This is a genomic window from Siphonobacter sp., from assembly GCF_048595215.1.
GTDB lineage: Bacteria > Bacteroidota > Bacteroidia > Cytophagales > Spirosomataceae > Siphonobacter.
In genome coordinates this window covers 1-25,502 of the sequence record NZ_JBMDWJ010000180.1, presented here as the reverse complement: position 1 = coordinate 25,502, position 25,502 = coordinate 1, and the positions used below count along the sequence as shown (strand labels likewise).

25 protein-coding genes are annotated in these 25,502 nt (G+C 49.9%); 12 read left to right on the top strand and 13 right to left on the bottom strand.

Annotated elements, in window-relative coordinates; all coding sequences use genetic code 11:
- Positions 1–228: 228 nt before the first annotated feature.
- From tsaB to ACOJTG_RS10640, 4 genes are all read left to right on the top strand, one after another.
- On the top strand, positions 229–918 hold the full coding sequence (tsaB, locus tag ACOJTG_RS10655; RefSeq protein WP_420153792.1) for a tRNA (adenosine(37)-N6)-threonylcarbamoyltransferase complex dimerization subunit type 1 TsaB: 690 nt from the start codon (positions 229–231) through the stop codon (positions 916–918).
- Between the two features lie 5 nt (positions 919–923).
- The gene (locus ACOJTG_RS10650) at positions 924–1,439 is read left to right on the top strand and encodes a DUF2480 family protein (protein ID WP_420153791.1); all 516 of its coding nucleotides are present in this window, start codon (positions 924–926) and stop codon (positions 1,437–1,439) included.
- A gap of 168 nt (positions 1,440–1,607) precedes the next feature.
- Positions 1,608–2,210, top strand: coding sequence for a DUF4254 domain-containing protein (locus ACOJTG_RS10645; RefSeq protein ID WP_420153790.1), 603 nt, complete (start codon positions 1,608–1,610; stop codon positions 2,208–2,210).
- Between the two features lie 21 nt (positions 2,211–2,231).
- On the top strand, positions 2,232–3,284 hold the full coding sequence (locus ACOJTG_RS10640) for a glycosyltransferase family 9 protein (RefSeq protein ID WP_420153789.1): 1,053 nt from the start codon (positions 2,232–2,234) through the stop codon (positions 3,282–3,284).
- A gap of 106 nt (positions 3,285–3,390) precedes the next feature.
- On the opposite strand, the gene ACOJTG_RS10635 is transcribed toward ACOJTG_RS10640, so the two are convergent.
- The 5 genes from ACOJTG_RS10635 to ACOJTG_RS10615 form a co-directional block, all read right to left on the bottom strand.
- The gene (locus ACOJTG_RS10635; protein ID WP_104713624.1) at positions 3,391–3,816 is read right to left on the bottom strand and encodes an organic hydroperoxide resistance protein; all 426 of its coding nucleotides are present in this window, start codon (positions 3,814–3,816) and stop codon (positions 3,391–3,393) included.
- Between the two features lie 11 nt (positions 3,817–3,827).
- Positions 3,828–4,265, bottom strand: coding sequence for a MarR family winged helix-turn-helix transcriptional regulator (locus ACOJTG_RS10630; RefSeq protein ID WP_420153788.1), 438 nt, complete (start codon positions 4,263–4,265; stop codon positions 3,828–3,830).
- A gap of 172 nt (positions 4,266–4,437) precedes the next feature.
- The gene (locus ACOJTG_RS10625) at positions 4,438–5,838 is read right to left on the bottom strand and encodes a pyridoxal phosphate-dependent decarboxylase family protein (RefSeq protein ID WP_420153787.1); all 1,401 of its coding nucleotides are present in this window, start codon (positions 5,836–5,838) and stop codon (positions 4,438–4,440) included.
- A gap of 5 nt (positions 5,839–5,843) precedes the next feature.
- Entirely contained in the window at positions 5,844–6,302 is a 459-nt protein-coding gene (locus tag ACOJTG_RS10620) for a DUF1572 family protein (RefSeq protein ID WP_420153786.1), read from the bottom strand.
- 105 nt (positions 6,303–6,407) lie between these two features.
- Positions 6,408–7,367 carry a DMT family transporter gene (locus ACOJTG_RS10615; protein ID WP_420153785.1) on the bottom strand — a complete coding sequence of 320 codons (960 nt, stop codon included), beginning with the start codon at positions 7,365–7,367 and terminating at the stop codon, positions 6,408–6,410.
- A gap of 179 nt (positions 7,368–7,546) precedes the next feature.
- Here ACOJTG_RS10615 and ACOJTG_RS10610 point away from each other — a divergent pair, with 179 nt between their 5' ends.
- A complete protein-coding gene (locus ACOJTG_RS10610; RefSeq protein ID WP_420153784.1) occupies positions 7,547–8,989 on the top strand; it encodes a PLP-dependent aminotransferase family protein in 1,443 nt (480 codons plus the stop codon).
- 51 nt (positions 8,990–9,040) lie between these two features.
- Here ACOJTG_RS10610 and ACOJTG_RS10605 read toward each other — a convergent pair whose 3' ends face one another.
- Positions 9,041–10,657 carry an amidohydrolase gene (locus ACOJTG_RS10605; protein ID WP_420153798.1) on the bottom strand — a complete coding sequence of 539 codons (1,617 nt, stop codon included), beginning with the start codon at positions 10,655–10,657 and terminating at the stop codon, positions 9,041–9,043.
- A gap of 315 nt (positions 10,658–10,972) precedes the next feature.
- Positions 10,973–13,402, bottom strand: coding sequence for a zinc-dependent metalloprotease (locus tag ACOJTG_RS10600; RefSeq protein ID WP_420153783.1), 2,430 nt, complete (start codon positions 13,400–13,402; stop codon positions 10,973–10,975).
- 229 nt (positions 13,403–13,631) lie between these two features.
- Between ACOJTG_RS10600 and ACOJTG_RS10595 the strand changes: the two genes are divergently transcribed.
- Positions 13,632–14,000 carry a VOC family protein gene (locus ACOJTG_RS10595; RefSeq protein WP_094816882.1) on the top strand — a complete coding sequence of 123 codons (369 nt, stop codon included), beginning with the start codon at positions 13,632–13,634 and terminating at the stop codon, positions 13,998–14,000.
- A gap of 150 nt (positions 14,001–14,150) precedes the next feature.
- Here the strand turns inward: ACOJTG_RS10595 and ACOJTG_RS10590 are convergent, their stop codons facing one another.
- Positions 14,151–14,882, bottom strand: a complete 732-nt coding sequence (locus tag ACOJTG_RS10590) for a pyridoxine 5'-phosphate synthase (RefSeq protein WP_104713645.1) — start codon at positions 14,880–14,882, stop codon at positions 14,151–14,153.
- Positions 14,883–15,053: 171 nt separating this feature from the next.
- On the opposite strand from ACOJTG_RS10590, the gene ACOJTG_RS10585 reads away from it, so the two are divergent.
- The 4 genes from ACOJTG_RS10585 (at position 15,054) to ACOJTG_RS10570 (ending at position 19,123) form a co-directional block, all read left to right on the top strand.
- Positions 15,054–15,500 (top strand): GatB/YqeY domain-containing protein, encoded by a 447-nt coding sequence (locus tag ACOJTG_RS10585; RefSeq protein ID WP_420153782.1) that lies wholly within the window; start codon positions 15,054–15,056, stop codon positions 15,498–15,500.
- Between the two features lie 321 nt (positions 15,501–15,821).
- A complete protein-coding gene (locus ACOJTG_RS10580) occupies positions 15,822–16,361 on the top strand; it encodes a CvpA family protein (RefSeq protein ID WP_094816885.1) in 540 nt (179 codons plus the stop codon).
- 60 nt (positions 16,362–16,421) lie between these two features.
- On the top strand, positions 16,422–17,486 hold the full coding sequence (gene rlmN / locus ACOJTG_RS10575; RefSeq protein WP_420153781.1) for a 23S rRNA (adenine(2503)-C(2))-methyltransferase RlmN: 1,065 nt from the start codon (positions 16,422–16,424) through the stop codon (positions 17,484–17,486).
- A gap of 236 nt (positions 17,487–17,722) precedes the next feature.
- Positions 17,723–19,123, top strand: a complete 1,401-nt coding sequence (locus ACOJTG_RS10570) for an inorganic phosphate transporter (RefSeq protein WP_094816887.1) — start codon at positions 17,723–17,725, stop codon at positions 19,121–19,123.
- 261 nt (positions 19,124–19,384) lie between these two features.
- Here the strand turns inward: ACOJTG_RS10570 and ACOJTG_RS10565 are convergent, their stop codons facing one another.
- Positions 19,385–20,566, bottom strand: coding sequence for a M20 metallopeptidase family protein (locus tag ACOJTG_RS10565; protein WP_420153780.1), 1,182 nt, complete (start codon positions 20,564–20,566; stop codon positions 19,385–19,387).
- Positions 20,567–21,121: 555 nt separating this feature from the next.
- Between ACOJTG_RS10565 and ACOJTG_RS10560 the strand changes: the two genes are divergently transcribed.
- Both ACOJTG_RS10560 and ACOJTG_RS10555 read left to right on the top strand, forming a co-directional pair.
- A complete protein-coding gene (locus tag ACOJTG_RS10560) occupies positions 21,122–21,667 on the top strand; it encodes an RNA polymerase sigma factor (protein WP_104713660.1) in 546 nt (181 codons plus the stop codon).
- A gap of 12 nt (positions 21,668–21,679) precedes the next feature.
- Positions 21,680–23,176, top strand: coding sequence for a hypothetical protein (locus ACOJTG_RS10555; protein WP_420153779.1), 1,497 nt, complete (start codon positions 21,680–21,682; stop codon positions 23,174–23,176).
- A gap of 97 nt (positions 23,177–23,273) precedes the next feature.
- Here the strand turns inward: ACOJTG_RS10555 and ACOJTG_RS10550 are convergent, their stop codons facing one another.
- From ACOJTG_RS10550 to ACOJTG_RS10535, 4 genes are all read right to left on the bottom strand, one after another.
- Positions 23,274–23,672, bottom strand: coding sequence for a type II toxin-antitoxin system VapC family toxin (locus ACOJTG_RS10550; protein WP_420153778.1), 399 nt, complete (start codon positions 23,670–23,672; stop codon positions 23,274–23,276).
- Positions 23,669–23,902: a type II toxin-antitoxin system Phd/YefM family antitoxin gene (locus ACOJTG_RS10545; RefSeq protein WP_094816900.1), complete on the bottom strand. Its 234-nt coding sequence runs from the start codon at positions 23,900–23,902 to the stop codon at positions 23,669–23,671. Before ACOJTG_RS10545 ends, ACOJTG_RS10550 begins: the two co-directional genes overlap by 4 nt.
- Positions 23,903–24,178: 276 nt before the next feature.
- Entirely contained in the window at positions 24,179–24,997 is an 819-nt protein-coding gene (locus ACOJTG_RS10540) for an oxidoreductase (RefSeq protein ID WP_420153777.1), read from the bottom strand.
- A gap of 202 nt (positions 24,998–25,199) precedes the next feature.
- Positions 25,200–25,502: DUF1731 domain-containing protein (locus ACOJTG_RS10535; protein ID WP_420153776.1), on the bottom strand; the 303-nt coding region annotated here is incomplete at its 5' end.

Genomic DNA, 25,502 nt, shown 5'->3' with positions numbered 1-25,502 from the left:
TTTTTTCAAATTAATGTATCAACATGCGTTACACCTCACAAATAAGCTTTTTTACTCAAAAACAAATGACAGCTATACTTTCTCATTGCTTATAAAGGTACCTGTTTCTTTTAAAATTAGGTTTTTCTAACAATGTATTACCCAAAGTACCTTTCTAAATTGATTATATCTTCCCTTAGAAGTTTTTTAGTAGGCTAAAAATCATTTTAGTGGGCTTATTTTTGTTCCATGCTTATTCTTTCTATCGATACGTCTACGCGAGTTTGCTCCGTAGCCTTGCATCAACAGGGTGAATTATTGGGTTGTTATGAACTGTTGACGGAAAAGACTCATTCTTCCCTACTGACCACGCTTATTGAAAATGTAGTGACACAGGCGGGCTTTTCACTCGCTCAACTCGATGCTGTGGCCGTAGCTAAAGGGCCAGGTTCGTATACGGGATTACGCATTGGGGTATCGACGGCGAAGGGACTTTGTTATGCATTGGATAAACCGCTCATTGCTATTCATACGCTGGAGGCCATGGCGGCTCAGTTACAGCCGTTCTATCCGACTACGCACGTGCTCTGCCCCATGATTGATGCCCGCCGAATGGAAGTATACTGTGCCGAATACGAAGGAAATACCCGGCAAGTCCTCCGTACTACGGAAGCCCGTATCATCGACGAGCACAGTTTTGCGGAACTTTTACAGAAGCGTCCCGTTGTATTCTTTGGCGATGGGGCTGCTAAATGCCAGCCCCTGCTGGCTTTGTATCCCCAGGCTATTTTTCCATCGGTGAGCATTCATCCCTCGGCTACAACGGTGGGTTATCTGGCAAAAGAAGCGTTTAGTAAGCAGGCTTTCGAAGATTTGATTACGTTCGAACCTTACTATTTAAAAGAATTTATGGGCACCTTGCCTAAAGCTAAATTATAGTTGACATGGAAACACCGGAAATTATCAACCGGGTCGCGACATCGGGCCTGGTTACGCTGGATCTGGAAACCTATTATCATTCGGGCGAACGGGTCATCTACGACCTGAAGGATAACCTGTTTATGGAGGCCATTTTGCGGGAGAAGGATTTCCGGGAGTTTCTTAAATCCCACGACTGGAGCCAGTATACTGGAAAAAATGTGGCGATCTTATGCTCGGTAGACGCGATTGTACCCACCTGGGCGTACATGCTACTGGCCATTCACCTGCAGCCTTTTGCCCACACGGTTGTTTTCGGCGATACCCAGGCCTTGGAGGATAAACTCTTCTACGAAGCATTGGAGCAGATCAATCCGGAAGACTACCGCGGAGCCCGCGTAGTCGTGAAAGGTTGCAGTTCCTATCCCGTGCCCGTAGCGGCGTACGTCGAGGTTGCCCGGAAACTTCGTCCGGTTGTACAGACGCTCATGTTTGGTGAACCTTGCAGTACCGTTCCGCTCTACAAAAAAGCGAAAGCTTAGCAGACAAAGGCCCCTTGCCAGACAGGGGACTTCTTTGCTTTTTAACAAAAGAAGCACATAAACCCCTCGGTTTTCATTTCTTAATAAATATGGGCTTTCTGGGGCTTTACCCAAGCAGGGTGTGACTTGCTGCTTTCTTTTCGGTACTTTTGCCGAAAGTTTGTACGCATGAACGCTACCCTAGCTAATACTATTTTCCGCCAGAGCATTGACGTGTATCACCAAGCGGACCATGTTGATACCCCCATTCAGAATCCTTACGAAGCACAAAGTATGGAGGCTCTGCTGTACCAGAAAAACTGGATCGATACGGTACAATGGCACCTGGAAGATCTGATTCGCAGTCCGGAAATTGCTCCCGAAGAACTGGTTGGATTAAAACGTCGGATTGACCAATCCAACCAGGATCGGACGGATACGGTTGAACAAATGGACGACTGGTTTATCGCTTTATTGGGCGATGCTCCCCGCAAACCAACGGCCCGTTTGAACTCCGAAACGCCTGCCTGGCTCCTGGACCGGATGTCGATACTTCAGTTAAAAATCTACCATTTCCGTGAACAGGCTCAACGGGCAGAAGCATCCGATGAACACCGGCAGAAAGCCCAGCACAAACTACAACTGCTGCTCGAACAGGAGACGGATCTGGCTCAATGCTTTGACGAATTGCTCGAAGATATTCGCAACGGTGATCGTTTTATGAAGGTATATCGGCAAATGAAGATGTACAACGATCCTACCCTGAATCCCGTTTTGTACCAGCAGAAGTAAGCAGCGAGCCTACGCGGAGTGATGAAGCAATTACTAATTTTCCGGTTTTCGGCCATGGGTGACGTGGCTCTGTTGACGCCCGTGATACGGGCCATTGCCGAAGCCTACCCCGACCGGCAGCTTACCGTCGTTACACGGCAAAAATTCGCCGTCTTTTTCGAAGGTCTTCCGGGGGTACGGGTGTTCGGAGCTGATCTGGACGGTCGACACCAAGGCATGGCAGGCCTGTACCGATTGCACCTTGATTTGAAGCAAGCCGGTCCTATTGAGTACATCATTGATACGCACCAGAATTTACGGACGGCGATACTAAAAACGTTCTTCCGGTTTTCGGGGATTCCCAGCGTTACGCTTGATAAGGGGCGGCAGGAGAAGAAGGCGTTGACCCGACAGGAAAATAAAATTCGTCGTCCCCTGCCTCACAGTATGGAGCGGTACTTGGATACGTTCAACCGGGCGGGCTACACCGCTACGCTCGGAGCAGCCCCGTACTTTGCTACTTCTGCAGAAACTGAGGTACAGGCTTTTCTGAAAAACATTCCCGCTAAAAAAAGCAATGAAGTATGGCTGGGCGTTGCTCCTTTCGCTCAGCACGAGCCTAAAATGTGGCCTTTCGAACGCATTCAGCCAACCCTGGAGCTTATTCGTCAGCAACGACCGGTGCGGATTTTTCTCTTTGGCGGCGGATCAGCCGAAGTTGCTCAGTTACAAACGCTGGAGAACGCCTTTCCCGAAGCCGTTCTAGTAGCCGGAAAACTTTCCTTCCGGGCCGAACTCACGCTGATTCGTCAGCTTGAGCTGATGCTTTGCATGGATTCCGGGAATATGCACCTGGCCGCGTTGAGTGGTGTACCCGTACTTTCGATCTGGGGAGCCACGCACCCCTACGCGGGTTTTGGCCCCTGGGGGCAATCCGAAGCGAATATGATCCAGGTTTCGCCCGACGAGTTGTCCTGCCGACCCTGTTCCGTATTTGGCAATAAGCCTTGCTTTCGGGGCGATTTGGCCTGTATGCATTGGATTACGCCCGAACAGGTAGCCAAGCGGGCTCTACAATTACTCGACAGCCATTAAAAACAATCGGGTCCCGCCGGCAGACAGGACCCGAACCTACGCGTTTACTTTATTAGCAGCAGCTCCCGTTGGCAGGCAGGTTCCACTTAGCACTTATCTGCTTTACTTATTCGTTTGTCGTTACGGCTAACGTTACCTCTACGTTGTTGCGGGTAGCATTTGAGTACGGGCACACCTGATGAGCTTTCGCTACCAGAGCTTCGGCCGTAGCCTGATCTACGCCTGGTACATTCGCGTTCAAAGTAACGGCCAGTCCAAATCCACCGGCATCGTTTTTACCAATGCTTACTTCTGCCGTAATCGTTGTCATACCCGCTTTTACTTTTTCAGTACGGATAATCAGACTCAACGCACTATCAAAACAAGCCGCGTAACCTGCGGCAAACAATTGTTCGGGGTTGGTATACGCTCCACCGGAACCACCCATTTCTTTCGGAACTCGCGTTTCCAGATTCAGTACGCCATCACTTGATTTTACCTGACCGTTGCGTCCACCCGTGGCAGTTGCTTGGGCCGTATACAATTTTTCCATGGTTGTTGATTTTACGATACTTGCGTATGCTGTACTAAAAAATTTTGCAATTGCTCCCGTAGTTGCATAGCCTGTTCAGGCTCCAAATGCAGGCAGCTAAGTAATTGATTGGGAATGGCCGCAGCCTGAGCTTGCAGGTCTTTCCCCGCTTCCGTTAACGTGATGTTTACCACTCGTTCATCATCGCTGCTGCGAGTACGGGTTACCAGGTCTTTTTCCTGCATCCGTTTCAGCAAAGGCGTCAGCGTCCCACTGTCCAGCCAGAGTTGCTCCCCCAGTTCCTTTACCGTCACCGACTCTTTTTCCCACAATACCAGTAACACCAGATACTGCGGATACGTCAGCGAAAGTTCCTCCAGCAAGGGACGATACAACCCCGTAACGAGCCGGGACGCCGCATACAGCGGAAAACAAAGTTGCTGATCAAGCTTGAGCTGTTCCATATTCATTTACGAATGCAAATATATTGTACACAATTTAATTTCAAACAATTTATTAACACTATTTTTCAAAACACGATGCGTTGATTGTTTAAAATTACCGATCAGTCTGGTTATCAGTACACAAAAAATAAGCCCGCCGATCTCTCGGCAGGCCATCACGCTTGTTTTCAGGCTGTATTTAGGTATTCAATACTTGCAAAACGTAGGTCAACTCTTCCAACGCTTCGTCTATGTGCGATTCGGTAGTTCGGAAATTAACGAAAGCGGCCCGTAGGCAAAATGTGCCTTCCAGTAGCGTTGGGGTCATAAACACTTTTCCCCGCTGATTGAGTAAGGTCAGAAATTCGGCGGCTCGTTCGGGCATTTGGCGAAGCGTAAAACAAACGACATTAAGTCGTACCGGAGCCACCAGCCGAAAATCCGTATTGGTTTCGAGAGCCTCGCCCAGTCGCTGGGCACAGCGTACACTCTGCTCGACCATAGCCGCAAAGCCCGCTTTTCCGTAGGCCATGAGACTAAACCAGGCGGGTAAAGCCCGGAGTCGACGGGAATTGTCAGGTAGAAAATTCAGGTACGAAAAGTTCTCATCCGGATCACCCAGGTACGGAGCATTGGAATTCTGAAAGGTTTGTACCTGTAACTGCTGGTGTTTCCGCTGCGTGAAAATGACGGCACTATCGTAGGGAACATTCATCCACTTGTGGCAATCGACGGTAATACTGTCGGCGTTTTCCCAGCCCTGCAAGCAATCGACGTACTGGGGGGAGCAGGCCGCAAACCCGCCAAAAGCCGCGTCCACGTGCCACCAGAACGGGTACTGCTGCCGGAGTTGCTGTACGCCAAGGAAATCATCAAAATCGACGGTGTTTACCGTTCCGGCACTCGTACTGACAATGATGGGCTGCCCCCGATACTGGCGGAGTTTTTCTTCCAGATCCGCCAGATCGACGGCTTCGCGATCCGGGAGGGTTCGCAGTTTGATCAGGCGATTGCTACCCATTCCCAACATCGCCATAGCTTTGCGTACGGCCGAGTGCGGGGTAGCCGCCAGAACGATGGGTTGCACCGACAAGCCTTCCCGAGCAATATCCTGACCCATTTGTACGCCTGCCCACTGCCGGGCTACGGCCAGACCCGTGAAAATGGACATCGTCGCTCCCGATACAAACCCGCCCGTGAAGGTATCCGGTAAGCCCAGCAACTGCCGCATGCTTCGAATCGTTTCGACTTCCAACTGGGCCGAGCGATCCCCCGTACCCTGAAGACTCTGTGGATTCGCATCAAATACGGATGTGAGCCAGTCGCCCGCCATAGCCGCTGGCGTGGTACCACCCACCACGAAGCCCCAGTACCGGGGGCCAGCACTAGCTACCATCCAGGGCTGGTAATGCTGGCGGAAAAAGGCCAACGCCTGAGCGGTTCCCCAACCTGCTTCGGGCAATTCAGCCGAGACGAAATCCGGTACCTGAGGGCTGGTTGGTACGGATTCAATATTCTGAAGATAGGCCGTAGCCTGGGACCGGACTTGTGCCAGCAGGTCATCCCACTGCTCGATGTCCGTTTGTAAGGATGAATTCATGACTTTTACTCAACGAAAGTTTGAAGGCTAAACCGGCGATGGTAATTCATTTGTCCGGTATGATAAGCCAGATGCATGAGCAGATGCGTTAGTACCACGGCAATGCTTTGCTCGGGAAAAATCGACAGCACCTGCGTCGGATACGGAGCTTCGAGGTTGTCCACCTGCTCAATGGACTGCCGAATCAGGGCGGGCAAAGCATTTACTTCCGTTAGTAAGGCGGTACGTGAAAAAACTTGCTGCGTAAACTCGGCTTCGCGGTTGCGTTGGTACGGCACCTTACCCAGCGTCAGGCCAATGTAGGTTTTCAGATTACCGATCAGGTGCTGCCCCAGATGTCCGGCGGAATTGATGGTTCCGGGTACTACCGCCCAAAGCGTTTCTTCATTCGGATAGGCCTGCAGTTCACTGGAAAGTTTGGCCAGTTCACGATCATAAAATCGGATATAGTCGGCTTTGTTCATGGATGGAAAAACGATAGAAGGACTGACGATCTTTTTTTTGAACCGGCATGGGCTGAATGGACTATCCTACCGATGCTGTTTTCATTCGATGAAGAGAATGTACCATTATACCTCCGTTGCTGCTACAACCAAGGCCCTCTTTTTGTCCTGCTGTCGTCGGTACCCCTTATTGACCAGGTACACGCCCCCCATGGTAATGGCAAAGGCCAGTCCCGTAATCCAGGTGACGTGTTCGTGCAAAATCAAATACCCTAAAACAATGGCTACCAATGGATTAATGTAGGCATACACCGAAACTAAACCCGCGGGCAACTGAGACATTGCGTACAGGTACGACACAAACGCAACAATCGATCCGAAGATAATCAGGTACAGCAAAGCCAGCCCCGAAGTCAGACTCAGCGAGGGCAGGTGTTGCCAATCTTCCGCCAGAGCACTGAGTACCCAAAGGCCCGGACCTCCGACCAGCATCTGAATAGCCGCGTTGAAGAAGGCATGGGACTGAGCCCGGTGCGTTTGCGTATACAGCCCCCCACTCGCGAAAGACAGGCACGAGAAAAGCGTTACGCCAATCCCCATCAGCGACTTCCGATCGGCCATGAAGTTCATATGATCGCGGAAGACCAGCAGTACACCCAGAAAACCCATTAGCATTCCCAGGACGATCCGGCCATTGAGCTTATCCTGCGGTCGGATGATGAGTTGAATAATGATGGTAAACAAAGGAATCAGCGAGCAAATCAAAGCCGCCAGCCCACTCGGAATAAAGCGTACCGCCCAGCCCACAATACCGGTTCCGAAGGTAATCATGCACAAACCAGGAATGATTTGTAGTTTAATATCCTGCCAGCGAACAGGTACGGCCCGGTAGCGGATCACGACGAACGTGAGTAACAACAGCCCGGCTGTCGTATTGCGAAGAGCCATGAATAACAGAGCCGGAAAGCCCGCCACTCCAATACGGGCGGCCAGGTAGGTCGTGCCCCAGAGGAAACAAATGGTAGCCAGAGCTACATACGCTTTTTGAGTGTTTCGCATCGCCGTAGTCAGGAAAGTACGCCGCAAAACTCGGGTTTCTTTCCAAGCAAAAACAGATGCAGATTTTTAAAATATGAGCAGAACAGATTTACTTCTATTATCCCAGAAATCTTCGGTATGATTCTCAGTATGAAACCCATACTTTCAGCTTCCGGCTTTTACCTTTGTACTCCGAACAGATTACCATCGCTGTCCTTTGTTTCGTTATGGCGAACGCATCCCTTACCGCAGACTTTCTGTACGTTCAGGTGGCCGAACGGCTGGAAAAGCAAATGGAAAGCCAGATTCTCAAGACGGGCGATAAACTTTTATCCCTGCGGGCCCTGAGTCTGGAACAAGGCATCAGTCTGAGTACTGCCTACAAAGCGTACGTCGAACTGGAAAATAAGGGCCTGATCGAAGCCCGGCCCAAGTCCGGGTATTTCGTGCGGTATACGTCCACGCGGGTGCCGCAGCTCCTGCCCGCCCCCCCGGCCATGGATCGTTCACCGGAAAAGGTCAGCGTTGATGCCATGATTCGCCGGGTGTACGAAAACCTTTCGCAAACCGATGTGGTCAAGCTGTCCGTAGCCACCCCGGCTCTGGAACTCTTACCCGAAGCCAAGCTCAACAAAGCCATGCTGGAAGCCCTCCGGCAAAACCCCAGCAGCTGTACCGCCTACGAAGAACTACGCGGCAACCTGACCTTACGCAAACAGATTGCCAAACACGCCTTCAACTGGAATGGCACCCTTACGGAACACGAAATAGTAACGACGCAGGGCTGTATGGAGGCTCTGGTCTTCTGCCTGAAAGCGGTTACCAAACCCGGCGATACAGTAGCCATCGAAAGTCCGACGTACTTTGGCATTTTCAACGTCATGAAAAGTCTGGGGCTGCGGGTACTCGAAATTCCTACCGATCCTACCGAGGGTATTCGAATCGATTTGCTGGAACAGGCTCTGGAAAAAACGTCCATTGCGGCCTGCCTGTTCGTCCCTAATTTCTGTAATCCGGTGGGGGCTTTGATGCCCGATCACAGCAAGAAGCAGTTGGTCAAACTACTGGCTTCCAAGGAAATCCCGCTGATTGAAGACGACATTTACGGAGAAATGTACTTCGGTAAAATCCGGCCCCGTACCTGCAAGAGTTTCGATACGCAGGGACTGGTCATGCTCTGCTCGTCGGTATCCAAAACGCTGGCTCCGGGGTACCGGGTGGGCTGGTGCATTCCGGGCCGTTTTCTCGAACAGGTCCTGAGTGTCAAACTCATGCATACGGTGTCTTCGGCTACGCCCACGCAGGCGGCCATTGCCATCTTTTTTGAAACAGGTCGGTATGATTTACACATGCGAAACCTGCGAAAAGCCCTCCACACGCAATGTTTACGGTATTTACAGGCTATTGCCGACTATTTCCCCAGAAGTACAAAAGTCAGCCGTCCGCAGGGTGGGTACGTTTTGTGGATTGAGCTGGAAGCTGGCATCGACGCGTTTGAGGTCTACGAAAAAGCCTGGCTCGAAAAGATTAGCATTGCACCGGGACATATTTTCAGTACGGATGCCCGGTTCACCAATTACCTGCGAATCACGTTTGGGGCTCCCTATACGCCAGAAATCGATAAAAGTTTGAAGAAACTGGGACGCCTGATCGAATCCCTGCGAAAATGAACCGTTCCTAGAAACAAAACGTCCCGCCTGAAGCAGGCGGGACGTTTGAGTTTATTTTTCCGTCTTTTCGGATTTAGCTTTGGTTTCCTTCGTCCGAACCGTTGGGTACTTGATTCCTAGCTGTTCGAGGTACGATTTGTATTTGGTTGGATCGTAGTAGTACTTCTTCATTTGCTCCCGAAACTCCGCCATAATTTCGGTATTGAGATGGGTGGCGGGCTTGTCCGTTTCCCGTACCAGGGGTTCGTATTTGACGTCCTTGGTTTGTACGTTAGCATAATAGTTCCAGGCGTTTTTGACCAGATCCGGACTGACGAGCAAATCCAGAATCGTCATGGCTTCCACCTTAGCTCCAGCCGTAATCCCCTTGTGAGCAATCGGCGTGGCCATCGAGATCGCGTTGGCCCAGTGGTGACCCGGCAAACCAGGAATATTGGAAGGATACCGCAGGACAATCGTCGGCATGGACCAGGAAATATCCGCAATATCATCGGACCCCCCTCCCATCGATACCACGGGTGGCTCGATGGTACTGTCGAGTTTAACGGCCAGGCCGCTTTTCTCGGGTGACATCAATTCTTCCTGAATGGCTTTCGCCAGCGTCTGATCTTCCGTTGACCAGGTCGGTAGCCCTACCTTTTTAATATTTTTGAAGGTCGCCTCGGCAATGGGCTTACTGAAATGTCCCGGCCAGGCCGAACCCAGTATTTCGTAGGTGTACTTGGTATCAGTCATGATGGAGGCACCTTCCGCCATTTTCACGCCGTACTCAAATAACTGTTTGATTTTATCGTAACTCCGTTCCCGGAAGTAATACCATACCGAAGCTTTGGAAGGCACCACGTTGGGCTGATCGCCCCCGTCCACGATCACGTAATGCGAGCGTTGCGTGGGCAAGAGGTGCTCCCGCTTAAAATTCCAGCCAATGTTCATCAGTTCTACTGCGTCCAGAGCACTACGGCCCCGCCAGGGAGCCCCGGCGGCGTGAGCGGCGGCTCCTTCAAAATTGAACTTGACCGAAACCAATCCGTTGTTGCCAACATCTCCGTACACAACCCCTAGATTATTTCCTACGTGGGTGAAGATACAGGCGTCTACATCCTTGAAATAACCGTCCCGAATGTAATACGCCTTGGTCCCTACCTGTTCTTCGGCCACACCCGGCCAGAGCATGAGCGTACCGGAAATTTTTTCCCGCTCCATGATTTTCTTCAGAGCCAGAGCCGCGGTGATGTTCAGCGGATTGCCCGAATTATGGCCTTCGCCGTGGCCGGGGGCTCCGTCGATGATGGGATCGTGGTAGGCAACGCCGGGCTTTTGCGAGGCTTTCGGAATACAGTCAATGTCCGACCCAACGGCAATTTTAGGTTTTCCGCTACCCCAGGTTGCCGTCCAGGCCGTCGGAATCCCCCCGATGCCGCGTTGAATGGTAAAGCCGTTTTTCTCCAGAACGCCCGTCAGGTACTTGGACGTTTCGTGTTCCTGAAAGCCCAGTTCGCCGAAGCTGAAGACCATGTCATTCATTTCGGCGGAGAAGTCTTTCATTTTATCAATTTCTGCCGCCAACTCCTGCTTGAGAGCCTCCAGCTTTTTCGCCGGGATGAGCAGATTCGCCGTCGCTTCGGGAGCTTTCTTTTTGCTCTGAGCCGAAGCTATTCCGCAACCCATCGTTACCAGCCATATCAGCAGGGCCGGGATTGAAACAGAAGATTTCATGGAAGGTTTTGGTTTAAGATGATGGATCGTTGATTGAATCCGCACGTTCCAAAATTTTAGTTTTAGAACGTGCGGATGACTTTTTGAATAGAAGGTTTTAAGAGTTCGACGGGAACGCCTCTGGAATTCGTAGGCCGTGCACGGTACTCTGTATGAGCACTTGTACCAGCAGTTTCCTTTCTTTCATCAAGCCCCAACCCCGGAGGGGTTTAATCTGCATAGCCCCGTATGCAATGCGGGGATTCAAATAGCCCTGATAGGCAGCCCCTACCACTCGCAGCTATACGCATCAAAGCTACCAATCGGAGCTCCGTCGGGTTCTTTCGAGGGAGGCGTAATCACCACCGTTTCGGGGCTACTTTCAAATTGCTGAATCTGAGCCAAGGCAAATTGATACTGAGCTTTTTGGTTAACGTCATTCGTAGTGGTTTTTCCCAGCCACGCCTTCAGTTCCTGCAGTTTCAGCGTAGCCACAGCCCGTACTTGGTTGGCAGCATCTTTATTGGCCGCCAGTTGAATGAGCTGATCGAGTACCGCACCGTTCACCACGCGTTGTACCTCACCCGCGTAGCCTGCCTGGGGAGCCGACTTCCAGGTAGTTTCGACTACTTTGTCTACTACTTCGCTGAAATCGGGTAAGCTGTTATCAATGGAGTGATTTCCAATCAAACGAGCAGCCCGTTCGTGTTGCAGAACGAATCGCAGCGTCATTCCTGCGGCGGCTTCGGCGGGAGCCAAGGGGTCAAAAGTCAGTCCGGTGCGATCTTTGAAAACCTCCCGATGATTTTCGTTGAAGCCATACGGACGCGGCGGAATCAGTTTGATGATATTATTAGGCAGTACGAGTTCTTCCGGTTTCAGGGTCGCCATCAAGGCGTCCAGTGCCTGCCGCTGCTCGGCTCCGCTCACGTATTCCATAACCTTCTGCTTGTCCCCGCGAACGGCATACGTGTAAAATACGCCGCCTACTACCTTACTAGCTGCTTCTACCTGATAGCGATGAAACAGGTACAGAGGTACGAGGGCTTCTTCCAGCGTAGCCATCGGAGCACCAACGGGAATTTTCTTCTCGCTGAAATTCGACAAAGCGATTCGGCGTACCTGCATTACCCGATTCAACTCTTCTACTGAATTTTTACCATTGTCCCACAGGTGCGTAATGGGATGAGCCGATCCTTCGGGCCGTCCATCCTGATCACTCAGGAACAGAAAGCCTTTGTCGATGTAATCATCAATGATCTTCTTGAGTCCCTTCTTCTCTTCCTCTTTGTTCTTGAACTCACGGTAAGCATAATTGATAGCAATCTTATCCCAGTCGCCAATTTGCTTGGTATACGCATCAGACAGACTTAGCTTGTTTTGCCCCATGATACGTACCAGCGGGTGCGGATAATCCATGACAGACGCCCGATCGTTTTGATTGGAGGCGTAGTTGTGGGGTAAGCCCAGCGTATGGCCCGTTTCATGGGCTCCGAGTTGCCGCAGACGGGCCAGAGCCATTTCTTCGGCTTCTTTACTGGGTTTGTCGCCTTCGTATTCGCCCACCAGTCCATTGGCAATCAGGTAGTCCTGACGTACCCGCAGGGAACCCAGCGTCACTTTTCCTTTGATGATTTCACCCGTACGTGGATCGGCGACGCTAAAGCCGTACGACCAGCCCCGCGTCGAGCGGTGTACCCATTGCACGAGGTTATAGCGAATATCCATCGGATCGGCGGTATCGGGCAGTACTTTCACCTGAAACGCATTCTTAAAACCCGCCGCTTCGTAGGCCTGATTCCACCAGGAAATGCCGTCCATCAGAGCGGAGCGAATGGGCTCGGGAGCACCCGGGTCCATGTAGTACACAATCGGCTTGATGGGTTCAGACACGGCCGCATTTGGATTTTTCTTTTGCAAGCGATGCCGACGAATGTAGCGTTTGGCAATGGGCGTACTAAAGGGTGAGGAATAGTCAAAAAATTCAATGGAATTGATGCCCGCCCGGGGATCAAACTCGCGGGGCTGATACCCGGCATCGGGCAATTTGATGAACGAGTAATGTTCCCGGATCGTAATGGCATTCGGCGTTGGTACCACTTCCCGCAGGTACGGGCCGGCCTGTTCGCCCGTTAGCGTCAGGGTTACTTCTACTTCCGTATTTTCTGGGAAGTTCTTCGTGTAGGGCAGGTAAAAGGCACAGCGGCTGGGGTCCAGACGAAAGACACCCTGCTTGGCTCGGGCAATCGCCGAAGCGGCTTCGTAGCCATCGCGTAGGTAAAAGTTGGTAGCATCCACCAGTACGGATTTCCCTTCTTCGGCCATGACATCGAAACCCCAGAGTACGGACTGAGCGAACGACTGCTCGACAGCCCGCATTTCCATTTTATCACCCGAGGTCGCCCGATACCCGTAATTCTGTTCGACCATCAGTACTTTCGGGCCCGACCGCTGAAACTTGATGATTTTTCCAGCACTGATTTTTCCGCGATCCAGGCCAATGTCGTTGGAACCGATACCGGCGGGCAAGGCCGTATGGAAAAGAATTTCCGTATCCAGTTTGTCGATCTCCAGATACATTTTCCCTTTTTTGGCGTCCCAGTACAGATTCAGATAACCCGGCATTTTTTGCAGGCCCGTCGTAGCTCCGGAGATGCCCTGAGCCCAGAGATTGAATGAAAAGGCTAAGGATACGCCCAGTAAGAAAAGTTTACGCATACGAATAATTTTAAGAGGAAATCAAAATGGAAAGATGAGTACTCTTACAAATAAACTATGGCTGATTACTACATCTACAAAACAAAATTTAGATTAATCAGCTTTTCACCGTCAATAATACAAAGGATCGGGTTTCAAATTTTCAGAATTGCGATTAATCCTGAAATTAATCCGTCCATTCTCTGAAGTTTATGCTTCTTTCGCGAAGAAATTGAAGAATCTTACGCCTATGAACATTCTGGAGCTCGACCATGTGGCCCTGTACGTGGCTGATGCCGAACAAAGCATACAGTTTTATCGGGACGTGCTGGAGTTAGAACCCCTACCCCGCCCCGCTTTCGACTTTCCCGGAGCCTGGTTTAGTTTAGGTGGCAACAAACAGTTACACCTATTGGGTAATCGGGCGGAACCGCTGGAAGAAACCGTGCTGGGTTCTCGAAAAAATCATTTTGCCGTAAAAGTGGCCGATATGGAAGAGACGGAAGCGTTCCTACGCCGGAAGGGACTGACCTTTAGAGGCCCCAAGGCCCGACCCGACGGTATTCGTCAGATTTTCCTGCAGGATCCGGATGGCTACTGGCTGGAATTCAATGAATAGTTTCTGCGACTTCCAACGCTTTGGGCCTTTTTAGCGTCTATAGAAAGCAACAGTTTTGAAGTACCTCTCTTGTATCTAGAGAGGTATCGACTTATTAGCAAAAAAGCTCCGTTTCCACGGAGCTTTTTTCTTATCATTAGTAGGGAAAGCTTAGATCAAACCTGCTTTCGCTTCCCGCAAATACAGTTGAATGGTATTCTCCAGCCCGTAATACAAAGCATCACAGATGAGAGCATGACCGATGGAGACTTCCAGTAAGCCCGGAATATTCTGCTGAAAATACCGCAGGTTGTCCAGACTCAAATCATGACCGGCATTGATTCCCAGTCCTAAGGCATTGGCCCGTTCCGCCGCTTTGATAAAGGAATTCAGTGCCAGCGACTGATCAATGGAATATTGGTGAGCGTAGGGTTCGGTATACAATTCAATGCGGTCCGCACCCGTTTCCGCCGCTCCTTCTACCATACGTTCGTCGGCATCGACGAAAATGGACGTACGGATACCCGCTTCCTTGAACATACCCACCAGATCGATCAATCGGCTACGGTGCTCAATCGTATCCCAACCCGCGTTGGAGGTTACGGCTCCCAGTGCATCGGGTACCAGCGTTACCTGAGCAGGCTTTACCTGCAATACCAGGTCCACAAATTTCTTTTCGGTTGGATTGCCCTCAATGTTGAATTCCGTCGTTAGTACCTGACTCAAGTCCAAGACATCCTGGTAGCGGATGTGCCGTTCGTCGGGCCGGGGGTGTACCGTAATCCCCTCCGCTCCAAAGCGTTCGCAATCCAGTGCTACTTTGACAACGTTGGGATTATTTCCACCGCGGGAATTACGCAGGGTGGCTACTTTATTAATGTTTACCGAAAGACGAGTAGGCATAGACTGGATGATAAGCAGGGGATCACTGCGAAAAAACCCCTTCTGCGGTTGAGATTTTGTAACTTTGCAGCGTGGAGAACCATTCTTTGCGAAGAACAGTTCTAAATAACGCCCCAAATATTGCGGTAAATCTCTTGTAATTTCTATAGACCACCCCTGAATTTTTAGGTCATGTCACTCAAATCAACCATTGAAGCTCAAATCAAGTCAGCGATGCTGGCTAAAAATCAAGCCCGTTTATTAGCCCTACGGGCCATTAAATCGGCTATTTTACTGGAAGAAACGGCCGGAACAGCCCACGAATTAACGCCGGAACAGGAAACAAAAATTCTGATGAAGGCCGTCAAGCAACGGAAAGATTCCGCGGAAACTTACGTAAGTAATGGTCGTCAGGAATTGGCCGATAAAGAGTACAGTGAAATCGCCGTTATCGAAGAGTTCCTACCCAAAATGCTGACGGAAGAGGAGCTGAAAGCCCGTTTACAGGAAATCATCACTCGCGTAGGAGCCACTGGCCCCAGCGATTTAGGTAAAGTGATGGGCGTAGCCACCAAGGAACTGGCGGGCCTGGCGGAAGGAAAAACGATCTCGGCTACGGTGAAACAGTTGCTGAGCTAGTCTTGAGGTTTGAAGAAGGGTTTGAGGTCTGATTGGTTTCAGGTTTGAAAGAACGTTTAAGGTTTAATTAGGTTGAGAAATGATAGGTGGTGCAGCTGTGAAAACCCTCTTATGTCTGAATTGGAGGTAGCAATCGAAAGGATGTACCTTTCGATTGCACAGAAGTAGAAACTCCCAGTGGCTTAAATCCGCACTCTTTCAACATTCAAACTATCTTGAACCTGCTTCCACCTCAAACGTTAAATCACCTTAAACCCACTCAAACTTCAAACCTTTTCCAACCCGAAACCCACTCAAACCCTACCCGCACACACCCACGGTATGAATTTTAATTTTCTTGACCTGCTTCTACTCGTACCGCTCGCTTATGGAGCGTATACGGGCTTTCGACGGGGCGTACTGGTCGAGATTATTGCGGTTATTGCTTTTGTCGTTTCGCTTATACTGGGTTTCAAACTTTTGAACGAAGCGATTGCCTTTGTAGCCCCTTACGTGGGTGAAACCGTAGGCCGTAAGTTTCTCCCGTACATCGGATTTTCGAGCATTTTCGTGCTGGTGATTTTTACCATTAATCGCTTTGGATGGCTACTGCGAAGAAGTCTCCGCTACACGATTTTCGGCAGTTTCGACAGCATGGCTGGAGCCGTAGTGGGCCTGTTCACGTATGCCTTTGGCATCAGCGTCTTTTTGTGGCTGTTACAGGCCCTGGGCATGGGCTTTCCCAACCGCGAACAGATGACGGGTAGTTATGTGTATCCCGTGATTCGGCCCTTTGCTCCGAAAGTGTTGGATAAAGTATCCGACGCCATTCCCAAGCGGGATCGGCTCATTGAAAAAGTCGAAGAGTTACGAAAAGAATAATCGTACTGGAACCCAATACCTTAGAAAGCAGTTGCACCAACATATTACCAAAAACGAGCAATGGACACCATCGTTAAACAAGATATTCGTAAGCTCTCGGCAGAGGGGTTGAAGACCTTTTTGGTCGAACAGGGAGAACAAGGATTCCGGGCGAAACAGATTCTGGAATGGCTGTGGAAAAAGTCCGCCCGCAGTTTCGAGGAAATGACAAACCTTTCCAAAAAAACGCGGGAATTGCTCGAAGCTCACTTCGAAATCCGTCCCCTGAGCGTAGCCAAAGAGCAGATTTCAAGTGATAAAACCATTAAATCAGCTTTCCGACTCTACGACGGAAAACTAATCGAAGGCGTACTGATTCCCGCCGACGACCGGATGACGGCTTGCGTATCCAGTCAGGTAGGCTGTTCACTGACGTGCAAGTTTTGTGCAACGGGTTACATGGATCGCGAACGCAACCTGGACCCCGCCGAAATTTACGATCAGGTCGTAACCATCAAGAATCAGGCCGAACAGAAGTACGGGCAACCCCTGACTAACATCGTGTACATGGGCATGGGCGAACCCCTGCTCAATTACGCGAACGTGCTGAAGTCGGTGGATCACATTACTTCGCCGGAAGGACTGAACATGTCCCCCAAACGCATTACCGTTAGTACAGCGGGCATTGCCAAAATGATTCAGAAGCTGGGTGATGACGGAGTTAAATTCAATCTGGCCCTTTCGCTGCATGCCGCCAACGACAGCAAGCGGAATCAGATCATGCCCATCAACGAAAGCAATACGTTGGTGGCTTTAAAAGATGCTCTCAAATACTTTTATAATAAAACGGGGAATAAAATTACGCTGGAGTATATTCTCTTTTACAACTTCAACGATTCGGTGGAGGATGCGAAGGAACTTTGGAATTTTGCCAAACACATTCCAAACGCCCACATCAACATCATTGAGTACAATCCCATCGAAAACGCTCAGTATAAGAATACGGATCCGCAGACGCTGGCCAAATTCGCCCGCTTCATCGAGCAGAAGAACATTCCCATTACCGTCCGCCGTAGCCGTGGAAAAGACATCGATGCCGCCTGCGGTCAGTTGGCGACGAAAACAGCTCCGGTAACGGTTGAATAATTTCTAGATTTGTTTCTTTTCGTAAAAATTCTGTATTTCCGGCACCATTCCGAAGGATACGCTGGAGAAACCGCCCAACTCTCAGCGAACGATTGGCGAAAGTCCTATTTCTCCATTCGTTACGCGAGCATACGTTTCGGGTTAGGGGTCCCCTATCCATAGAGTCTTAACAATTCCTTAACATTAGGCCCGATCCCTTTCCGTAGCTTCGCGTCAAAATAGCCCCCTAACTCCTTATGTTCGGCTTAGAGACTGGAATTTTCTTTCTTCTGTGTATCTGCCTTTTTTGTGCGTGTGCTTTTGAATTCGTGAATGGTTTTCACGACACGGCCAATGCCGTAGCCACCGTAATCTACACGAATTCCCTGAAACCCAATATTGCAGTAATTTGGTCGGGATTCTGTAATTTCCTTGGCGTGTTCTTCGGTGGGATCACCGTGGCCATGGGAATTGTAAACTTGCTACCGGTTGAACTGCTGATCGACCAAAATGTTTATCACGCAGTAGCGATGGTCCTATCCCTACTGCTGAGTGCCATCATCTGGAACCTGGGCACCTGGTACTTTGGTCTGCCCTCCTCGTCTTCCCACACACTGATTGGCTCGATTCTGGGCGTAGGTTTGGCCTACTCCCTATTGCCTGAAAACGTATCGGGCGTGAGTTCTGTCAACTGGGACAAAGCGAAAGAAACGGGTTTTGCTCTGCTCTTATCGCCGCTGGTCGGTTTCAGTCTGGTGATTATTCTGATGTTTATTCTAAAGCGTACCGTGAAGAATGACATCATTTTCAAAGAACCCAAGAAGAATCAGACGCCTCCGACCTGGATTCGTAGCATTTTGATTATGACCTGTACGGGTGTTAGTTTCTTTCACGGCTCCAATGATGGACAGAAAGGAGTCGGTTTGATCATGCTGATTCTAATCGGTATTACGCCCGCTTATTTTGCTCTGGACGCCAGCAAGGATACCACGCACCTTCAAACCAATCTGGTACAGATTCAGCAACTTGTCAACCGGATTGAAGAGCCGCGTTTGGCGACCTTGGATCAGGAACGTCTGCGGGTGGTTAAGGCCAGCATTAATGATCTGGATAGTGTCATGAAGGCCACGAACGGCCATATTCCACCCCAGCTTCGTCTGGAATCCAGAAAAGATATTCTTCTGATTTCAAGAGATTTGACGAAAATTCAGAAAGACGGTGCTCTGACGCTCAACCGCGACGAAGCCGCTACGCTGAGCAGTTCGCTGTCAGCGATGAAATCCTACACGGAGTACGCTCCAACCTGGGTTATCCTGATGATTTCCCTTTCCTTAGGTCTGGGTACCATGGTGGGCTGGAAACGTATTGTCGTAACCGTCGGAGAAAAGATTGGTAAACAACACCTGACCTACGCTCAGGGTGCCAGTGCCGAGCTAGTTGCCGCTAGTACCATCGGTCTGTCGTCAGGACTGGGTTTACCCGTTTCTACTACGCACGTTCTTTCCTCAGGAATCGCCGGAAGTATGGTAGCCAACAAGGGTATTAAAAACTTGCAGGCCGGTACCATTCGTAACATTGTCCTGGCCTGGGTACTGACCCTGCCCGTATCCATGTTCCTGGCCGGTACGCTATTTATCTTCTTCCGGGCCGTCCTGTAAGGTTAGCTGGTTGTAACTAGTGGCTGGTTGATTTGTACTGGCAACTGATAAAAAGGAAATCCCCCGAGCGGCTTCTCGGGGGATTTCCTTTTATGGGATATTGTTCCCATACATGCACACCATGGGTTTTACCCATGGCTAGTGAAATTGAACCCCTTCGGGGTTTGCTCTTCCAATCTCAAAGTAATAAAACAGGTAGATCAAAAAGCTTTTGATCTACCTCCACTACTCACCCAACAACGATCCACCCAAAACCAGAAACTAATTTTCCAGCTCCTGAATGGCCAGCCAGCTCATCAGGCCAGCTCCGATTTCCAGAGCCTTTTCGTCAATATCAAAGGTAGGCGTATGCACGCCGGAGATGATGCCACGATCTTCATTTCGCGTACCCAGGCGATAGAAGCAGGAATCGACTACCTGTGAGTAAAACGCGAAGTCTTCGCCCGCCATCCAGATGTCCAGATCGATAATATTTTCCTCCCCAACGTAGGCTCCCGCTTCCGCCCGCAAGCGACGGGTCAGCTCGGGATGGTTTTCCAGGTACGGATAACCCCGGACAATGTCTACCACACAGGTAGCTCCCATGCTTTCAGCCAACCCTTCGGCCAGCTTCTGGATACGCCGCAGGCCTTCTTCCCGCCAGACTTCATCCATGCAACGGAAGGTACCTTCAATGTGTACTTCATTAGGAATAACGTTGGTCGCTCCATCGGCGATGACCCGTCCAAAGGAAAGAACCGAGGGAGATTTAGGCGGACGATTCCGCGAAATAACCTGCTGTAAGGCTACGATGAGATGCGAGGCAATGAGTACCGGATCAACTAAGGAATCAGGAGCCGCCCCGTGCCCACCCTTTCCTTTCACAGTAAGGTAGATTTCGTCGGTAGAGGCCATGTACATCCCTTCCCGAAAACCAATTTTACCCACGGGAATCTGCGGAGCTACGTGCTGACCGATCATGCCCGCCGGAGCCGGATTTTGTAGTACACCTTCCCGGATCATCATGGAAGCTCCACCCGGAGCCTTTTCTTCACCGGGTTGAAACACCAGTTTTACGGTACCTTCAAATGTATCCTTTAACTCCGTCAAGATACGGGCTACGCCCAGTAACGAAGCCGTATGCACATCATGGCCACAGGCGTGCATGACACCCGGATTCTGACTTTTATAGACGACATCATTGGCTTCCAGAATGGGCAGAGCATCCATATCGGCTCGCAGCCCTACGACCTTTTTTCCCGGATTTTTGCCTTCGATCACTGCGACTAACCCCGTATTGGCCAAGGGCGTCGCGTGTACACCCAGGCTTTGGAGCTGAGCCGCTACAAATTTCTGCGTTTCGTATTCTTGAAAAGATAGCTCGGGATGACTATGCAAATGCCGGCGGTTCGCTACAAAATCCGTTGCGTAAGCGGCGGCCAGTGCTTTGATTTTCTCTTTCATTCGTGATGTAACCAGTGCTGTACCTCTTTTTTCAGGGACGGCAAATGATTTTTTAGTAAAGTCCAAATACGGTCCCACGATTCCTCTTGGGAATGGCAAAATTGAAGAATCGATTGCGTCGCCGTAAATGTAATAACCGAATTTATTTCTACTAAGCGGCCCAGTGCTCGGCCAATAAGCCTGATTTCCCTCTCCAGGGTCTCTTGTAAAAGTACGTTGGTATCCTCTTCCTCGAATACAAAGCCAGTTCCTAGTGAAGACTCAATTTCATGAATGGACAACTCAATTTCAAAGAGACAATTTTCTTCATACGTCTTCATACAAGCTCTAACAGAAATTGGCGGAATTAATTAATCAATCCAAAACGTTACTTTCGTACACTTTTACGCATCACCGTGAAGGCTGAACCAATGAAACGCTCGTTTGGGATTACACAAAAATAGAACTCATTCGGGCGTTCTAGCCTTATAGTCAAAATTTTAAGAAAGTTCCAACCTTTTTTTCAACAAGCGTGTCCTCCAACCGGAGGAGCAATACATGGCTTGATCTTTACGAATGGTTTTTGATGAACATGAGCTGGTAATGGGCTGCCGCCGAAAGGATCGCGTCTCGCAGCGTCGTCTATACGACGCCTTTGCGGGCCGTATGCTGGTGGTATGTCTCCGCTACGTCAAAAGCCGCGACGAGGCCGAGGACATTTTGCAGGAATCTTTCATCAAGGTTTTTGACAAAATTGACACCTTCCGCTTCGAGTGCCCCTTGGTGGCCTGGATCAAACGCATTGTAGTCAATACCACGCTGAATTACCTGCGGGACAATCGCCGGTATCGTTTTACTGAAGAACTCGACCATGTAGCGGAGGAAGTGGCTACCACGTTTTCAGAAGAACTTCACTGGAAAGACCTGCTCCAACTTGTTCAAGAACTACCTCCCGGCTGCCGGGCGGTATTCAACCTCTATGCGATTGAAGGGTATCAGCACCAGGAAATTGCAAGTATGCTAGGTATTTCGGAAGGAACTTCCAAATCGCAGTATAGCCGGGCGAAGAGCCTCTTGCAACGCATGTTGACGAACCACCGTATGACTGAAAATGGACATTAAAGAATACTGGGCATGAGCCAGATAGAACCAAACGATTTCGAAGAACAATGGCGTAAAGCTTTTGATGAAGCTTCCGAGCCCCCGAGTGAAGGGCTCTGGAGTCGCATTGAGCAGGAGCTTCCGCCTGAGCAGCCGATTGGCCTGCCCTTTTTCTGGGTAGGTGTGGTGCTCTTGTTTCTGGTAAGTCTGGGTAGTCTGGGATGGTGGTACGGCCACCGGAAGGACGCCACAAAAGATTCGGCGGTATCCACGCCCGCGGTAACCCTTCAGAACGCTGGTCGTTCTTCGGGAAAAACTCCGGCGGCCCGCCCTGAAACTAAGGTTCCAGTACAGATTGCTACTGCACCGCTTCCGGCAACGGAAAAATCGGATGCATCAGGGGCAACCTCCTCGCCGCATACTTCCAATCGAAACCAACTGACTACGCCTGGCTCTATTTTACGCTCTGGTTCAACAGCCCGTCGGGCATTGGACCGGAATCCGTTCGTTAAAAAACCAGAACGCGTCATTACTGACCAAAACGTTAATACAACCACACCCGCAGCAGGGATTATTCAACCCCTTACTCCGTCTTCGTTGTCGCTTGTTCCCACGGACAGTACTGCGGCCACGCGAGTAGCGTTACTGCTCCAGCAGGCCACCACCAAACCCTGGTCTTTATACGCGATCAAGGCCCAGCCGAAGCAACCCACGGTAACCATGCCTGTTTTGCCGGGTAAAAGCCTACCGCTGGCTAAATTTTGGATGAGTCTGAATGCTGGCATTATACGGTTTAATCCTTCCGTAACTTCCGTTACTTCTTTTCCTGCGTATGACAGTTTCTCGTATAGCCAGTCTCCACTATCCCAGCGAGTTACACCCACCTCAGAACCCAACTATACGAAAAAAGGCACGCATATTTCGTATCAGCTGGAATGGCTAGCGGGTGCTCGGCTCTCGCGGCACTGGTACCTGGAAAGTGGCGTTCAATTTTTACGCGGCCATTCGACCCTGAACAATAATCTGGTACTGATTCAGGGTTCTGGCATCAGCAATGCATTTGCCTATCAGCTTAACTATAACAAATCGGATCAGGTGCCCAATAGCCCGGCTCCACCGGCTACGAATCAGCAGGCTACCAATGGCCTCTATACTCCTAACTCCTTCCGATACACGTTTGAATACCTCTCCGTTCCGGTAAGTGTAGGGTATGAATTCCGTCCCGGCAAGCGTTTGAATTACTTCGTCTCGGGCGGGTTATCAGCGGATTTTTTCCTGAGAAACGTGCTGGTGGATGATTCGTACATCGGTATTCCTCCGGCGGAATACGGTCCGAAAGATGGCATCTATCGGAATGTATCCCTCAGTACCACGGCGAATGCAGGCGTTAACTATCGGTTGAGTCGAAAGACTTCCCTGAATGTAAAAACCTTCGTTCGTAAAAGCGTCATGAATGGCTTACAGGGTGATTACCTCAAAATACATCCCGTCACGTTAGGCGTGGGTATGGGCATTCGCCGGGATTTCTAATCCGAAGAAAATACTTCTTACAAAAAGGTTCGGGACCAGGTGTTTCGAACCTTTTTGTTTGGTGTGAAAAGCAGGAGGAGTACGCTTGTTTTCTTTCCTACCACATCACCTTTAACCCATCTACCACGTACTTTTTGATTTGATCATCGTTACTGATGAGCGTGTACCGATTTTGAATGGCCTGCCAGATTAACATCCGGTCGAAAGGATCTTTGTGGTAGGTGGACGCTAACTGATGATAGCTGGCGGCGTCCTCCGCCGAAAACTCAGTAATGGAAAACCGCATTTCCCGGCAAGCTTTGGGAAAATCCTGCGGGGTAAATACATCTAAATCTAATTTATCCAGAGCGTACTTAATGGAAATTTCCCAGAAACTGATCGTACTGATGACAATTTCGTTGGTGGGATCTTCCAGCACCCGTCTAACCTTTTCGGATAGTTTTTCGGGTTCGGTTACGGCCCAGATCATGGCATGCGTATCTAACAAATAGGTCATACTTCAAGAAACTCTTCTTCAGTCATTTGATAATTATCTTTGAAAACCACCTTTCCTTTTCCGCGTAAAATCCCCAGCGTTCTGGGTTGCAATTCTTCTTCTTTGGGAATCAGGAAGGCTTTGATTTCTTTCTTCTTGCCAAAGGTGATGGCAATTCGCTCTCCGGCTTCCACTTCTTTCAGGACTTCCGAGAAATGGGTTTTTACTTCACCGACTGTCATTGTTTTCATAATTTCCAAATAGTTATCATCCAAAGTAAAGATTTTCTTGTCAAGTTGTCAAGTAAGACTTTAACTGGATTTTAGTCGTAGCCTGTTGAATGCCTTTCAATTACGTCGAATACTGACTGGCCTAGCCTGTTGAGCTTATGCTTTTTTTGCGAGAATAGTGGCTTTCCTGGGTACTGAACGCCAGTCAACGTTGGCCCCAGTTATTAACTAAAAAAACCGTTCAGCCTGGTAAAACAGTACCAAACGAAACGGTTCAAAAGAGGCTTTCGACTTACCTTATTCTGTATAATCAGCCGAACGACTGATGTCTTCCCAGGCCTTGCTATGCTTGAGTTCGTTTTCCAGTTTTTGCTGGTAACGCTCTACGGCCCAGGCACCCAGTTGTAGGCGTAGCGGTGGCTCCTCACGATCCGCCAGTCCAATCAGAATTTCAGCGGCTTTTACGGGATCGCCCACCTGTTTGCCATTCGTTTTTTCGAAGTAATCCCGAATCTTTCCGGCCGTTTCGGCGTACTCCGGCAGGGGTTCGGCTATTTTGATGGATGAACCGGCAAATTCCGTACGGAATGGTCCGGGTTCAATAATCGTCACTTTGATCCCAAAGGGTCTGATTTCCTGAGCGACACTTTCGAAAATTCCTTCCAGAGCGTATTTAGAGCCGTTGTACATGGAAAGTCCCGGCGTAGAGACGAGCCCCGCAATCGACGATAGCACCTGAATGTATCCTTTTTTCTGCTCCCGCATGAGGGGCAGCACGGCTTTAGTGACATTGATGGTACCAAATACATTCGTGTCAAACTGCGTCCGTAATTCTTCCTGACTTACTTCTTCCAGGCCTCCGCCCAAGCCATAGCCGGCGTTGTTGATCAGTACGTCGATCCGACCAAAGCGTTCGTGAGCCGACGATACGGCTGAATTGATTGCCTCCAGATCGGTAATATCAAGCGAAAGGGTAAGCAGATTTTCGGATTCCCCTAATTCCTGTAACGTTTCAACGCGGCGGGCTGTCGCAACGACCTGCTCGCCTTTTTGCAAGAGTTGACGGGCGATTTCCTGACCAAACCCCGATGAACAACCCGTAATGAACCAAACCATGATCTCTGTATTTAAGAGTGAATGTTGGAAGCGTTTGAGGGAGGGTCAAGTTTAATAAGGTGTGAGAGGGTTTGAGGTTTGAAAAGGGTTTGAATGAACTTTTCAAACCTCAAACTATTCGAACCGTTATTGCTATTTTCCACCCCTAAACCTTTCAAACCTCAAACTTCATTAAACCTTAAACCTTACTAAACCTAAAGTCCTACGACTTACTCAAAATTGATACCAGGGCTGGTTTGAGTTCGGGATACAGGTATTGAAAATCGGTTTCCAGCCGAATTCGCTGGTTTAAAACATAATTGCCTCCGAGTACCACAACGGCCATTTCCCCAAATAGTGGCTTCAGTACCCAGTCCGGAACCTTGGGAGCCCAGTAGGGCTTATGCAGTACATCGGCCGTAGTACGCACCAGTTCCTCATTGGTGACGGGATGCGGAGCTACGGCGTTGTAGGCTCCCGTCCAGCTCGGGTTTTCCAGAGCTTCGATGTACATCCGGCAGAGGTC